The sequence below is a fragment of the Clostridium sp. C1 genome, from assembly GCF_018223625.1.
GTDB lineage: Bacteria > Bacillota_I > Bacilli_A > Erysipelotrichales > Coprobacillaceae > Allocoprobacillus.
Map to the genome: position 1 here is coordinate 2,807,186 of NZ_CP073631.1, position 15,164 is coordinate 2,822,349.

The following is a 15,164-nucleotide window of genomic DNA, read 5'->3' on the forward strand; positions in this document are numbered from 1 at the left end:
GAAGGATTTTGTTTTCCTTCCTATATGATTAATAGATTTTGACTGTGTAGTAAGTTGTACCACATTCTGTTTGTGACCATTCTAGTTCATAACCAGATAAACTACCATCTCCATTTAACATGTTATCCATGAGCACTCCTTGTGCATAGCTTGCTGCTTCCTGTTCAGTTCTGAATGCACCTTGTGGGATCGCATCATTACATATGGGAGGAGCAGGTGTTGCTTCTTGTCCTTCACTTGGTTTTGATTCTGGTTTTTCTTGTGGAGAATCAGGAACAGGAGGCTCAACTTGAGAATTGTTATTAGGATCTTGTGATGGTTTATAATCTGATTTATTATCTACCTCGCTTTCTATTGGTTTGGTCTTGGATCTTGATTGTTCATTTGAACTTGTTTTGACTTTTGTTTGATTGGTTGTGTTTTTTGATTTCTCTACATCCTTTGTTTCACCATCTTTCTTATCTGCATTTGTTTTCGTTTCTTTTTTGTCTGAAATTTCTTCTTGATCGATCACATCCTTTGTATTAGTTTTTGAATTTGATTCATGTGCATTTTGACATCCAACAAGAAACATCATCATAATTAGACATATTAAGATTTTCTTCATAGATAATTCCTCCTCATGTTAGATCTAATCTTAGAATAATTATTTTTATAAAAATCAACAATTCTATGAAGTTTATATAGCTATTATTCTAGTGTAGTAAGAATAACAATATATTCTAGATATATATCTAACTTAGAATATCTTCATGAGAATTAAAGTCCCTACAGGTGATTCCTTTCGGGATGTTAAGGGGGTTATAGGGGGAAAACTCAGTCACGCATGGCGCAAAGAAACGTACAACCCCCAAATTACGCTGAAAAAGCTCGATTCACTAACGAATTTGAGTTTTTTCTTTCTTTTTTTGCCACTCACCTAACAGCTTGATGATTAGTTCCTTTTTCTGGTTAGGTGTGTAAGAACGAGGAAAATACTTGTTGATTTCCTCCATCCTAAAACTGAGTTTTTCCTTTTGGTTTGGCTTTTCAGCCAATAACATATCCATCATGATGTCCGGACTTAATATGCCTTCTTGACTTTTTCTTTTTATTTCCTGACTTTGTGCAAGGCATGGTGTTGCTAATGTGTTTTCAATGACATGTACAAGTTCATTTTGTTCCTTCGTTGTCAGAAAAGAAAGCTCATAAGCTGGATTGAGTGCAATCGTAAAGCCATCTTCATGGATGCCATCGACCATGTCTCGCAATGGTTTTACCAGATAGGTCAATCGAATGTATCTATGAATTTGGTTCTTACTTTCTCCAATTTCATCGGCAAGTACATCTATTGACTTCACACCTTTTAAATGGTTCCCAAGTTGGGAACTATTTATTTGTGGTCTACCAACTTGTCTTTTCATCGCCTCTAATTTCATTCGATAGGCGAAACCACGTTCCGTTGGCAAGATATTTTCTCGTTGGATATTGCTATCTACCATGATGATGGTCGCTTGGTCATCATCTAAGTCACGAACGATGGCATCAATTTCTTTTGCACCACTGTATTCCAGTGCGAATTTTCTTCTGTGTCCGGAAATCATTTCGTAGCCGTTACCATTTTTGTCCGGACGAACGAGCACTGGTATCAAGATTCCATTATCCTGAACACTGTCGATGAGCTTTTGCATCTCTTCATCTTGTCTTACATGGAAGGGATGATTCTTAAATGCATGAATCTCATCAATTGGAATCTTCATGACTTTTTCAAGTTTTGCTTCTTGTCTTTGTTCTTCAGTAGAAAAGAGTGATTCTTCATAGGTAGGCAGTCCAAGATCTATTTTTCTCATAGTATCCACATCCTTTCATCTATCTTTCATGATTGCCTTTTAGTTTCACTTTTTCTGAACGAACAATTTCTTTTGTTAGATTTTCATATGCCTTGGCCACGTTACTGTCTTTCGCATGTTCAAAAACACTTTTACCAACCACCGTTGCTTCAGCTGCTTTTACTCCTATGGGAATGATCGTATCAAATACATTGATGTGATTTCCAAAGTTTTCTCGTAGTGTATCTGCAGTACTTTTTGCTAGATTTGTCTGCATGTTGGCTAGAGTGATAGCAACCCCTAATACCTTAATACGTGGATTGATTTGGTGCTGAACCTTGTTAATTGTTCCAAGTAGTTTTGTCATTCCTTTTGCAGGTAGATATTGAGCTTGTACTGGAATTAATACTTTATCTGCACTAGATAATGCGTTAATTGTCAACATTCCTAGAGAAGGTGGACAATCTATCAATATGACATCATATTTCTTCCTTAATGGTTCAAGTGTCATATCTAATATTCTTTCTCTGCTCATTACGCTAACAAGCTTTAATTCAAAATCTGCAAGTTCAATATTACTTGGAATGATATCGACATTTTCATCATGGTGGATAATTAGGTCATCAAAATTAATAGGAATATCTTTAATAGTTCCATTTAAAGCTTCACAAATCGTATTTTCCATATTGTCAGAATTTCGTATTCCTAGACTAGCAGATAAATCAGCCTGTGGATCAAAATCGATTAGTAATACTTTCTTACCTTCTTTTGCGAGACCGATTCCAACATTCTCGGTAGTGGTCGTTTTTCCAACACCACCTTTTTGATTGGCAATGACGATGACATTACCGTTTGATTGCATAATAATAGCCTCCTTTCTCATAGTTCGATGCATTAGATCGACTATGTAAGTGTTTAGTGACTTTTCTAAGAGGGGATTGTTACTCGAAAAATAGGTAAAAACGCTCTTCTTTCCTATCTAATAAAATTTGCTGAAAATAGATAAAAATCTCAAAAATGATAGTAAATTAAATATATATAATATAAATAAGGATAGGATTGAGTAACAAAAAGTAACATTATGAAAATTTTCATCAAAAAAAGCCCGATTAATACGGACTTTAGGGAATTATGCATTTCTCAGTAAAATACCAAAACGTTAGTAAATTGTTTGAGGAAAACTTTAGAAAATCCCCATTTTATGGGGTTTTTCTTTTTTTTATTTCGGTAATGTTTAATTATGGTTGCGTTATTTTAGATGTATGTCCTGTTAGAATTGGAGAACATACTATGATTGGCCCAAATACACATATATATACGTCTTGCCATTCGTTAGATTCAAATGAACGATTATTGGATGTTGAATTTGGTAAACCAGTAACAATTGGTAAAAATGTTTGGATTGGCGGAAATTGTACTATTTTGCCTGGGGTTACAATTGGAGAGACAATGCAGTCATAGGGGCAGGAAGTGTAGTAACAAAGGATATTCCTAATGATTCCATAGCAATTGGAAATCCTGCAAGAATAAAGAAAAAATAGGAATATACATTGAGTTTTATATAATATTAATGATGATATATATTTTACACATCTTATTCGAAGGATTGTATAATTAAAATTATTTAATATATTTTGGTGATAAATTTAGTAAATTCAATAGGATAATAGATAGAAGCGAATTGACTGAGCGTATAGGGAACTGTATGCCGGTCTTTTTTATTCGCTTTATCTTAGGCTTTATCTATGTAAAAATAAAATATTTAATCGAACATAAAATAATACTTCTACTGTTAAACGAAGTTTGATATAATTAAGATAGAATTAAATAAATGGTCAGTTATAAAAAAGGAGGTGCATATTTTGGGTAGAAAAGGAGCAGATATATCGAAGATATTAGAAGCTTGTTTTGATACATTTTGTGAATACGGATTAGAAAATACAGGTATGTTGAAATTATCTGAAGCTAGTGGTATCACAAATGGTGGGTTGATCTATCATTTTGGTTCAAAAGATAATTTGATCATTCAAGCTACTGCTTATTGTATGGCCAAGGTAGAAGAAGATTTCATGGCAAAAGCTCCTACGAGTTTTGAAGATATCGAACGTTTCTTAAATGAAATGCCACATCTTACAGCAAAACTTCATGGAAAGAAATATCGATTCATGTATCAGGTCTATTCTAGTCCTAAATATCGAGAACAAGGAAAAGAATTCTTTAAAGGCGTCAATGTACGTTATAAAGAATATGCCGAGCAACTTTCCAAGAAACTGGACATGCCCGTCGATTATATCCAAGGAATGACCTATATCTTTGTTAGAGCATGTGTACATTATGCTTTATTTGAAGATGAAGAATATTTAAATCTTCAGTTAAATGCGATACGTTCGTCTTTAAAAGCATACATAAAAGATAAAAAGGAGGAGAGAAAATGAAGAAACGAATATGGAGCAAAGCAGTATCCATTTTTACAGCAATCCTATTAGTAGTAGGACTTGTACCAAGTACGACAGTTGCTGTGATGGCGGCAGACGGAATTGAACTCTACGTAGGCGGTCAGCAAATCACAGAAAGCGGCTGCTATGAAAACCAAAATGGAACTTGGACAAAGGTTTACGGTACAGAACCTGCCAACGGTCAGTTTTCCTATGACGCCGCCACCTTCACCCTTACGCTGAATGAGGCGAATATTGTTAACTATCAAGATGTGACTGTTGGAGGAGGTTTCACATATCCCGGTAGTGTGATCGCTTTTAGTCAGTCTGCTGATGTTTCTCTCACAATAGTAGTATCCCAAGGAACGAGTAACATAACGGGAACCGGAGGAATTCGTGTGTTGTCCAAGGCTGGCGATGCCTCCTTGTCTATCTCAGGTCCTGGCAGCTTAGAAGTCAATGTGGATAAGAACGATTCAGGAATTTCGCTTATTGGTTCAAAGAATGTGAACCTTAACATAGACGGTGCTGATGTTAAGACTTTAGCTGCGTATTATTACGGAATTGATTTACACGCTGGTGATGGGTTCAAAGCTGTGGCTGTGGTGAATAATGGAAAACTGACCGCCGGTGGCAGTGGTGGTATAGGAATTTACTATCGATGGACTAACCCCAGTGATAGCGGTACTTCCAGCCTGACCGTCAGCGGCAACGCAGTGGTGGATACCAGAGACAGTAAAATATTGATTGCTTCACAAGCAAGTGAAGTTCAGGTTAGTGCAGGTAGTGACGGCAACGGCGGTATCGTCTTTGACGGCAAGAGCGGCACCGTGTACGGCGATGTGATTTTGGATGAAAGCATTACTATTAACCAGGATGAAACTTTGAGAATTCCTAGTGGATCTTCTCTGAACAGTAATAATCATTTAACTAATAATGGTACAATCATTGTTGAGAATGGTGGTGTTTTGACAGGTGAAAATGGTGGAAAAGTTGTTTCTGCTCCATCTATCACAACCGAATCTTTACCTGAAGGAAAAGTAAATGAAGAATATTCTGCTTCTCTTACAGCTGATGGTTCTGAACCAATCGAATGGAGCGTTACACAAGGTTCTTTACCTACTGGATTGAGTTTAACAAAAGATGGTAAAATTATTGGAAAACCTAGTGCTCCAGGTGAATATATCTTTACAGTAACTGCAAGCAATGATGTAGGAAGTGATGGTAAATCTTTTTCAATCTCTGTTGTAGATCCAATATATAGTATCCAAAATAGTGGCAATATCAGTTTTGCGGATGCAATAGAAGGTTATACACCAGAAGTTAAGACTATTACGATTACCAATGATGGAAACCAACTAATCACATTAGATCAGCCAGTTTCTAGCGAATCATTTGAAGTAGGAACTCTATCTAAGACAGAATTGAATGTTGGAGAAACTGCAGTATTTACAGTGCAGCCTAAGACTGGTCTTTTAGCTGGTAGCTATGATGAAGATATTGTAATCACTGGTACAAATAGTGGAAAATCTGTTTCTACAAAAGTAAATGTGAAGTTCAATGTAAAACATAATGCTGTTAAAGTGGAAAGAAAAGATCCAACATGTACTGAAGATGGTAATATAGAATATTGGTACTGCAATGTATGTAAAAAGTATTTTAGTGATACAGAATTTAAGAATGAAATCAGTTTTGACAAAACTGTGATTCCAGCAACTGGTCATAATCTCATAAAGATTGAAGCAAAAGATCCAACAGTAGATGGAACTGGAAATGTTGAATACTGGTATTGTGAAGTATGCGATAAATATTTCAGCGATGAAAAAGCAGAACATGAAATTACTTTAGAAGATACGATTATTGCGAAACTTTCTAAGTTAATCAGTGGTGCTAATCAAGAATGGACAAAAGGAAGCAAAGATGGATTAACTTTTAAAGTTGATACAGATATCAATGAATTCAAGAAAGTTCTTGTAGATGGAAAAGAATTAAAGGATACAGATTATGATATCAAATCTGGAAGTACGATCCTTACTTTAAAATCCTCTTTCTTAGATACTTTATCAGCAGGAAAGCATCAGATTTGCCTAGAATTTAATAATGGAACTATAGAAGCTTACTTTACTGTTAAAGTTAAAGAAACAACTACAGTTCCAGAAACAGGTGAGCAAACTAACTTGTATTTGTGGGCAATGCTTGCGATCGCATCCAGTGCTTCACTTCTAGTACTAAGAAGATATAAGAAATATAATCGTTAATTAAATTGGAATGGCGAATTCAACGCCATGACAGATAGAAACAAATTGACTGAGCGTATAGGTAACTGTATGCCAGTCTTTTTTTGCTTCTGCAAATGAATTGGTCTTACCATCTAAGTTTCCTTCTTGAATGGTTATATTTGTAGCATCCCATCCGATAACGATACCTACATGATTTCGTCCAATGCAAGAAAAGATGGCTCCTACTGCTGGAGTACTAGAAATTTTGAATTTATCTGGATGAGCATTCACAAGTTGTTTTGCGCATTTCCATCCATCACCAGTAAATCCAGGACTATAACCATGAATTTCATAAAATCTTCCCCAGGCTTTTTTTACTTTTCCTTTTTAATTCTTCTTTTTGATGGTTATAGGCCATATCAATTTCCCCCTTTCAATTAAATAGCCAAAAAAAATTAGATTTTTAGCCTATCTATAAAGGGAAAATGGTTAAAAATTATAAAAATTCTTTACATGTAATTAAAATTGCTATATTATTATAACATAGAAGTTAGCAATAGCTAACCAGGAGGTAAATATGAAAGTTGTTTATGCAAGTAGAACTGGAAATGTTCAATTAATGATTGATCAATTATTGATTTCTGAATCTTTACAAATTAAAACAGGTAAAGAAATTGTTTCTGAACCATATTTATTGTTTACTTATACTGATGGATATGGAGAAGTACCAATAGAAGTTTCTGATTTTTTAACAAATAATTCAAATTTTATACAAGGTGTAATTGTATCTGGTGACAAAGGTTATGGTGAGGCTTTTTGTAAAGCCGGAGATATAATTAGTCAGGAATTTGATGTTCCATGTCTTTACAGATTTGAAAATAATGGGACAGATGCTGATGTTTCTGCTATTCAAGATATTATTGATAATGTCTAAACAAGAATATTTCGAGGAATTATTAGCTCACCATTGTGCTCCAACTTTATGTAAATGTAAGGTTGCAAATATGTTTCATTTAGAAAAGTCAAAATTAGAAGATATTGATGAAACTATTAAAACATATAATCAAATTTTAAAAACCAAAAATATATATATACATATTTTTCAACCTTTAAATAGTAGAGTTACTATTTTTGTTTTTTCAAAAAAGCAATTAGAATCATTACTTAATAGAGATGAAGTAAAGCATTTTCTTTCACTTTATGGGTATAAAAAATTTTCAATTCATTCGGTATTTAATCATTTAGAAAAAAGATTGAATGAATCTATTGAGTATCCACATGAAATAGGAGTTTTATTAGGTTATCCTTTAGAGGATGTGATTGGATTTATTGAGTCGCAATCTTGCATTATGATTGGGACTTGGAAAGTATATAATTCTAATCCAGATGAAGCTCAACAAAGATTTAAATTATATAAATCCGTTCGAGAATATTTCATAAAAGAAGTTAGGAATGGAAGAAAAATAGCAACACTAGTACATTGAATAAATCAGGCTAAATGCACTAAAATATATTTTTTAAGACATATATGATTCAAGAAATGCATAAAATTTATATTATAGTTGTAAGATGTTTTTTGAATGTACTAATACAATTAAGTGTTTTGTGGTTAATAAAAGAGACTATTATTTCTAAAGATTTACAGTCTTTAAAAGTTATAGTCTCTTTTATACTTATCACCTAATAGACACAATAATATAGTATACCTTAATTATTCATGAGATTATAATATAATCATGAAATATCCTTATTTCATAGGCATTTTCTGCTTTTATTTATTCTTTTTCTATTCACCCGTTGGGTGAATAGTTTTTCTTGTGTGCCGGGCATGGCATGGATTCAGTTGGAGATAAACCAACCACAGGTAGTTGCCGCCAAGTGTAGTGAACCACAAGCCGTTGATAGTGATGTCATGGGTGAAGGAAGTGGTGTAGCGATTCTTTCGAACGTACGAACAGAAACCTGATATAAGGCTAAATGGTGGATAAGGTTGCAAGACAAACCGAAGTCCAAATGGTAAACGTAAAACCAAGACAGTAAATCAGGGCGTTGTGAAAGAAATAGGATTCATGAATTACCCTGGGAGGTCTTATGGACGAGGAAGTCTAATAAACTTTAAAATCAGTGATAGTACCCTCGGTCAAAAAAGGTTTATCATAAGAAGTCAGATGAAGTCATAGTAGGTAGAAATACTGAAGGACTGAAACGTTTATAGAGTGCAAATCACTATAAGCAATGTTTGGATAATCCGAATATGAGGATAGCCTAGAACTATGAATCGTAATCATAGATGGTAAAAGTAATTGGGATGGTTCCAAATAAATTTACAAATAGAGGAGGAGCAGCAAATGAAATTAATGGAAAAGATACTTAGTCAAGAGAATTTAGAAATGGCTATCAGAAAGGTCAAACAGAATAAAGGAGCACCTGGAATAGACAGAATGACAGTGCAAGAAATTGAATACTGGTTTGAAAAATATCAAGATGAACTTATCACAAAGATAATGAACAAACAGTATCGACCAATGCCTGTCAAGAGAGTTTACATTCCAAAACCTAATGGAAAGCAAAGACCATTAGGGATTCCAACAGTCATAGACCGAGTCATTCAACAAGCCATAGCACAGGTATTAAGTACAATCTATGAGCCAATATTCAGTGAACATAGTTTTGGATTCCGACCAAGACGTAGTGCACATATGGCAATGGAAGAAGTGCTATATTATTTGAATGAAGGCTATGAATGGATAGTTGATTTGGACATTGAGAAGTTCTTTGATACGGTTAATCATGACAAGTTAATTTCAATCTTAAGAGAGCATGTCAATGATGCAGCAACATTACATCTTATACGAGCATATCTAAGAGCAGGTGTACTAGAGGACGGACTTATTAGAAGCACAACAGTTGGTACACCTCAAGGCGGACCTATCAGTGTTGTACTATCAAATATCTATTTAGATAAATTTGATAAGGAACTAGAATCAAGAGGGCTAAGATTCGTAAGATATGCAGATGATTGCATTATCTTCGTAAAAAGTGAAATGAGTGCAAATAGAGTGATGAAGTCGGTGATATCATGGCTGGAAAGGAAACTATTCTTGAAGGTTAGTGCCACGAAAACAAAAGTCATACGTCCAGTGAAAGGACAATTCCTAGGATTTACCTTTTATAAAGACAGACAGGTATGGAAATGCAGACCTACAGAAGATAGAAAGAAACGCTTATATAAAAAGATAAAAGTCATTTTAACAAGGAAACAAGCTGTTTCAAGACCATTATCCATAACATTTACGAAAGTCAATCAAGTAGTAAGGGGATGGATAAACTATTTTAAGATAGGGTGCGTAAAGAAATTCCTTGAAAAATTTGGACAATGGTTACGCCACAAGATACGATGTATCATCGTTAAGCAGTGGAAGAAACCAATGACAATTTATGGAAATTTGATGAAACTCAACAAAGCATATAAGTGCAACTTTAGTGATGAAGATATTTATAAATGTGCTAACACAAGACTAGGGTGGTATAGAAGAAGTGGACTCATTATAGTCAACAGCATTTTATCACCAATAATTCTAGGCATAGATAAAGGGAATCGACCAGGTTTGGTCAATCCCCTTAGCTACTATCTTAAGAGCTTGTGATTCGATATAAATGTAGAGCCGTATACGAGAACCGTACGTACGGTTCAACGGGAGGGGCAATAAAACTTGATTCTATTCCTCTACCCTATTTAATGATTCATCATAAGTTATTAAAATAACAAAAATCTATGAACTGATATAAGAAATATATACAATTATATATAGCTAAACAGATAAAATGTGACCAAAATGTGACCAAATTCGTCAAAATGTATTGAATATTTACAATTTAAATTGTATGATGATAACATGTATGATTATGCTTAAATTAATTTAGGGAGTTTATAAAGATGGATATAGTTCTTATTGTCGCTGCATTTATTTTATATTTCTTATATGACAAAAATCAGATACAATTACATCAAAAATGGCTTCAACCATCTTTTTTCTTAGGAAGTTTTTTACTCGCTGTAGGCATTATATATGCTTATATTCAATCTTGGCATCAAAATGTCAATTATGTATTTGTGGTTATAGCTATAGTTTTCTTTATTTTTCTCATCTATGTATTGTTTTTTGCTTTACCCTTTTCAGATACCTATGTTGAAGAAAACATACATAAAGTTTGTCAGACAGGATGCTATGCTCTATGTCGTCATCCTGGCTTTTGGCTTTTAGCAGGAATGATGATTAGTCTATCATTAAGTGTTATGACATGGCATATGTGGATAGTTGCATTAATCGTCAACATTGGTAATTTTATGTATATATGTTATCAAGATAAAGTCAGTTTTCCTTGTCAATTTGAGGATTATAATGAATATAAAAAGGAAGTTCCTTTTTTGCTTTTTACTTATCAATCAATAAGAAAATGTATAGATACATGGAGGTGAGAATATGCGATTTGAAGATAAAAGGAAAATACTATCAAAAGAAGCTATCTGGCAGGAATATTGTGGCTTTTTAGATTTATCTATTGATAAGTTTATGCAAATGCAACATCGATTATTAGAAGAACAAATGGATTTATGGAAAAAGAGCGTATTAGGGCAATCTATTTTAAAGGGAAAATCACTAGATTCATTTGAAGATTTTCAAAAGCATATCCCTCTTACAACATATGAAGATTATGCCGATTTATTATTGAATAAAGATTCATCGGTTTTACCTGGTGAAGCTGTTTTATGGATTCAGACAACATGGGAAGGAGGCAGTCATCCCATTAAAGTGGCTCCATATACTGAAAACATGTTAAAAAGCTTTCAACATAACACCATAGCCTGTCTTCTATTAGCAACAAGTCAAAAGAAAAATGATTTTCATGTTTCTGATAAAGATACTATTTTATATGGTTTAGCGCCGCTGCCTTATGCTACAGGATTAGTATCACTGGTTTTTGAACAAGAAACTAATATCAAATTTCTACCACCAGTAAAACAAGCTCAATCCATGTCATTTTCACAGAGAAATAAACTGGGATTTAAACAAGGATTGGCTCAAAATATTGATTATTTTTTTGGATTGGGTTCTGTGACCTATTACATTAGTTTAGCATTAGATAGTATGAGTAGTGGCAGTCATTCTCATCCTTCGATGTTGAAGTCTATCCCAGTACATCGTTTGTATAAGATATTAAAAGCAAAGATGATATGTAAAAAAGAACAGCGAACTTTAATGCCTAAAGATTTATTCCAACTCAAAGGATTTATGGTTGCTGGAACGGATAATGATTTATATAAAGATGATTTAGAAAGATTATGGGGTATTCGTCCTATGGAAATTTTTGCTGGAACTGAGCCAACTTTGATTGGAACAGAAACATGGCAAAGAGATGGACTTTATTTCTTTCCCGATGCCTGTTTTTATGAATTTTTACCAGTCAGTGAAAGAGAAAGAATGAAAATAGACCCTTCCTATGTTCCTAAAACATGTTTGTTGAATGAAGTTTGTGAAAATGAAACTTATGAAATTGTCTTAAGTGTACTTAAAGGTGGTGCCTTTATGCGATATAGAGTAGGGGATATGTATCGCTGCGTTTCATATACTCAACAAGATCAAGGAAGTCTACCTAAATTTAAATATATTGATCGTGTACCAGAAGTTATTGATATTGCCGGATTTACACGTATTACACAAACTTCTATAGAAATGGTTATCCAATTGTCAGGATTACCTATTACAGAATTTTGTGCTAAAAAAGAACTCTATAATAATCGTCCTTTCTTGCATCTTTATGTTGAAGTGTCACCTTCTTCAGCTTATGAACGTGCTATTACAGTAGAGGTTTTACGTCAACATCTTTCTGTTTATTTTCATTATGTTGATCAAGACTATAAAGATCTTAAGAAAATACTTGGTATTGAGCCATTACAAATAACATTATTGAAAATAGGAACATTTGCGATGTATAAAAAAGCATATGGACAGAGTATGGAACGTATTAACCCTTCAATACATGCGATTCAAAAACTGCTATCATTACAACAATCTTATTATGAAATGGAGGGAAAGATTTAAAATGAGTTATGCTTCTTTTTCAATTTTTGCTTTAGTATGCTATATTTATCTTTTTTTAGCTTTACTGGCAAGTCAAAAAAATCGATTAATCTTTTCCTTTTTAATTTTACTTGTTGATATGATTTTATGGACAGGTGGTTCTTTTGCCATGCGAATGTGCTTTGGACCATCAACTTCGTTCTGGTTCGATGTGTCCTTAATTGGTCTTATTTTTATGCCTTATGTTTTTTATAACTTTATTTCTGAATTTATTGGTAAAAAAGATGAAAAAATACGTCGTTTCTGGTTATATATTTCTATTATTTTAAATGTTTTAAATTACACAACACATGTTTTTTTAGAAGCTCCAGAAATGATTATGCTACACAATGATGTTGTCTTTATTTATCATTTTACATGGCACATTTATATTGTTATTGGTATTTGCATTATTTGTGCATTACAGATTGTTTATAATGTTTATTGTTGTGTTAAAAATGGGGATCGTATGCTTTATCAGTTTACACCTATTTTAGCAGGTATTTCTATCCTGCTGCTTGGTCATGGACTCATCATGCTTGATATTTTTAAAGGAATACCTTTAGATATATTAAGTGGAATTATTAATGCTTTACTATTGTTCTATGCATTGTATAAAAAACATCTTTTTAATTTAAAGTTGCTTGTATCTAAAAGAAATTGTTATGCTATTTCAGCAATCATTACGATTTTATTATTTAGTAATTACTTAGTTCCATTACGCAATTTTATTGCCCAACATTTTTCTTATTACTTAGATCCAATGATTCTTGTTTTTATTATTTTTATGTTCGTTTTTGTTTGTATTCAGACATTATTAAAACGTTTTATTGATCAAATCTTTATTAAAGAAGAAAAGCAACAGGCAGATTATTTGAAAAGCTTTTCAGATCATGTAAGAAATACTTTAAGCGTTTATGAAATTGCACAAGATATTTGTGAAATTATCACAGAAACATTGGGTGTGCATCGTGTCTATGTCTGTATGCAGGAAGGTAACCATCAAGATTATCATATTATATATGGTAATGCTTCCTTAGAACGTCAGAATTTTACTTTTCAAGTAGATAATCCAATAGTAGAAGAATTAAAAGAAAAGAAAGATTGTTTGCTTTATGATGATTTTAAACGTAGTTTAAATTATCGTTCAATGTGGGAAAATGAGAAACAATTATTAGAACATTTGCAGATAGAATGTATTGTTCCTTTAATAGAAGATGAATTAATTGGAATGGTATTATTAACAAAAAAGTTAAAAAATCAATATACTTATGAAGATATGAAATTTTTATCATCAGTTGCTTCTATTAGTACAATTGCCTTAAAAAATTCTCGTTTATATGAAATGGTCTATCAAGAAGCAATTAGTGACGAAATGACTGGTTTATTAAATAGAAAATATTTCTATAAACAATTTGAAGAACTTTTTACTCAAAAAGGAAAAGAGTGTACTTTGACTTTGATTTTAGTCAGTTTAGATGATGTGAGGCTTTATAATCAGCTTTATGGTACAAAAGAAGGCGATAAAGCTATTATGAAAGCTGCTCAAATCATGCAAAAAACAATGCCTGATACAGCTATTATTTCTCGTCTATCAGGAAAAGAATTTGCAATTTTATTACCAGAATGTAGTTTACAGACAGCTCGTGATTTGGCAGAAAATGTTCGCTATCAATTAGCTAATGCCAATAATGATCAAGATGATTTTGCTTTAAGGTCTGTGACCGGAAGCTTTGGAATTGCTTCTATACCTCTACTTGCCAGTAATCCAAAGCAGTTAGAAGAATATGCCAACCAGGCTTTATACCAAGCCAAAAGAAGGGGAAAGAATCAGGTTGTTATTTATAATGAAGAAACAAAATCTTCTATGCAGACACAAAAAGATTCCAAAGATAAAGAAAATATTTATTCAGAATATGCTGAAATGATTTATGCTTTAACAGCAACCATTGATACCAAAGATCATTATACATTTACCCATTCTAAAAATGTGGCTTATTATGCTTGTGAATTGGCTTATGCAATTGGGTTGAAAGAAGATGTTGTTGAAATTATTCGAGAAGCTGCACTTTTGCATGATATTGGGAAAATTGGTATTCGAGAAGATATACTCAATAAACAAGGCAAATTAACAAGTGAAGAATATGAAATTATGAAAGGGCATGTGGAAAACTCTATTGGCATTATTCGTTATTTACCATCACTTGATTATGTTATTCCTGTTGTTATATCGCATCATGAAAGATGGGATGGCAGAGGTTATCCACGAGGTATTTCTAAAGAAGATATTCCTATTGGAGGTAGAATTCTTTGTGTTGCCGATTCTTTTGATGCGATGACATCAAAGCGTTCCTATAAAGAATCTTTTACACTTGAGTATGCAATCAAAGAATTAAAAAATCAGGCAGGAAAGCAATTTGATCCTCAATTGGCTGAAGTTTTTGTTCGTCTATTAGAAAGTGGACACATCAAATTACAAGTAGAACAAAGAGAAAAAAATCATTCTACAGATTAAGAAGGAGAAATCCTTCTTTTTTTGTTGGGGTATATAAATTTTATATGGATTAAGATATGAGATTT

The 15,164-nt window shown here is 33.0% G+C and carries 12 protein-coding genes and 1 pseudogene; 9 read left to right on the forward strand and 4 right to left on the reverse strand.

Annotated elements, in window-relative coordinates; all coding sequences use genetic code 11:
• Nucleotides 1-28 precede the first annotated feature (28 nt).
• From KEC48_RS14970 to KEC48_RS14980, 3 genes are all read right to left on the reverse strand, one after another.
• A complete protein-coding gene (locus KEC48_RS14970; protein ID WP_211963281.1) occupies nucleotides 29-607 on the reverse strand; it encodes a hypothetical protein in 579 nt (192 codons plus the stop codon).
• A 271-nt stretch (nucleotides 608-878) separates the two neighbouring features.
• Nucleotides 879-1,829: a ParB/RepB/Spo0J family partition protein gene (locus tag KEC48_RS14975; protein WP_249191374.1), complete on the reverse strand. Its 951-nt coding sequence runs from the start codon at nucleotides 1,827-1,829 to the stop codon at nucleotides 879-881.
• A gap of 19 nt (nucleotides 1,830-1,848) precedes the next feature.
• Nucleotides 1,849-2,703: an AAA family ATPase gene (locus KEC48_RS14980; RefSeq protein ID WP_249191375.1), complete on the reverse strand. Its 855-nt coding sequence runs from the start codon at nucleotides 2,701-2,703 to the stop codon at nucleotides 1,849-1,851.
• A 341-nt stretch (nucleotides 2,704-3,044) separates the two neighbouring features.
• On the opposite strand from KEC48_RS14980, the pseudogene KEC48_RS14985 reads away from it, so the two are divergent.
• The 3 genes and pseudogenes from KEC48_RS14985 to KEC48_RS14995 form a co-directional block, all read left to right on the forward strand.
• A pseudogene (locus KEC48_RS14985) lies at nucleotides 3,045-3,349 on the forward strand (sugar O-acetyltransferase); the annotation flags it as partial.
• Nucleotides 3,350-3,670: 321 nt separating this feature from the next.
• Entirely contained in the window at nucleotides 3,671-4,243 is a 573-nt protein-coding gene (locus tag KEC48_RS14990) for a TetR/AcrR family transcriptional regulator (RefSeq protein ID WP_249191376.1), read from the forward strand.
• Nucleotides 4,240-6,501: a putative Ig domain-containing protein gene (locus KEC48_RS14995; protein ID WP_211963285.1), complete on the forward strand. Its 2,262-nt coding sequence runs from the start codon at nucleotides 4,240-4,242 to the stop codon at nucleotides 6,499-6,501. The genes KEC48_RS14990 and KEC48_RS14995 overlap by 4 nt, the downstream gene beginning before the upstream one ends.
• On the opposite strand, the gene KEC48_RS15000 is transcribed toward KEC48_RS14995, so the two are convergent.
• Nucleotides 6,502-6,753, reverse strand: a complete 252-nt coding sequence (locus KEC48_RS15000; protein ID WP_211963287.1) for a CHAP domain-containing protein — start codon at nucleotides 6,751-6,753, stop codon at nucleotides 6,502-6,504.
• A 286-nt stretch (nucleotides 6,754-7,039) separates the two neighbouring features.
• Here KEC48_RS15000 and nrdI point away from each other — a divergent pair, with 286 nt between their 5' ends.
• The 6 genes from nrdI (at nucleotide 7,040) to KEC48_RS15030 (ending at nucleotide 15,099) form a co-directional block, all read left to right on the forward strand.
• Nucleotides 7,040-7,396, forward strand: a complete 357-nt coding sequence (gene nrdI / locus KEC48_RS15005; protein WP_087245433.1) for a class Ib ribonucleoside-diphosphate reductase assembly flavoprotein NrdI — start codon at nucleotides 7,040-7,042, stop codon at nucleotides 7,394-7,396.
• Nucleotides 7,389-7,946 (forward strand): DUF3793 family protein, encoded by a 558-nt coding sequence (locus KEC48_RS15010; RefSeq protein WP_211963289.1) that lies wholly within the window; start codon nucleotides 7,389-7,391, stop codon nucleotides 7,944-7,946. Before nrdI ends, KEC48_RS15010 begins: the two co-directional genes overlap by 8 nt.
• An 864-nt stretch (nucleotides 7,947-8,810) precedes the next feature.
• The gene (gene ltrA, locus KEC48_RS15015; protein ID WP_211963293.1) at nucleotides 8,811-10,109 is read left to right on the forward strand and encodes a group II intron reverse transcriptase/maturase; all 1,299 of its coding nucleotides are present in this window, start codon (nucleotides 8,811-8,813) and stop codon (nucleotides 10,107-10,109) included.
• Nucleotides 10,110-10,399: 290 nt separating this feature from the next.
• Nucleotides 10,400-10,942, forward strand: coding sequence for a hypothetical protein (locus KEC48_RS15020; RefSeq protein ID WP_087357984.1), 543 nt, complete (start codon nucleotides 10,400-10,402; stop codon nucleotides 10,940-10,942).
• Nucleotides 10,943-10,946: 4 nt separating this feature from the next.
• Complete coding sequence (locus KEC48_RS15025) at nucleotides 10,947-12,566, forward strand: GH3 auxin-responsive promoter family protein (protein WP_211963295.1); 1,620 nt, start codon at nucleotides 10,947-10,949, stop codon at nucleotides 12,564-12,566.
• 1 nt (nucleotide 12,567) lies between these two features.
• Nucleotides 12,568-15,099: an HD domain-containing phosphohydrolase gene (locus KEC48_RS15030; RefSeq protein ID WP_211963298.1), complete on the forward strand. Its 2,532-nt coding sequence runs from the start codon at nucleotides 12,568-12,570 to the stop codon at nucleotides 15,097-15,099.
• Nucleotides 15,100-15,164: the final 65 nt, after the last annotated feature.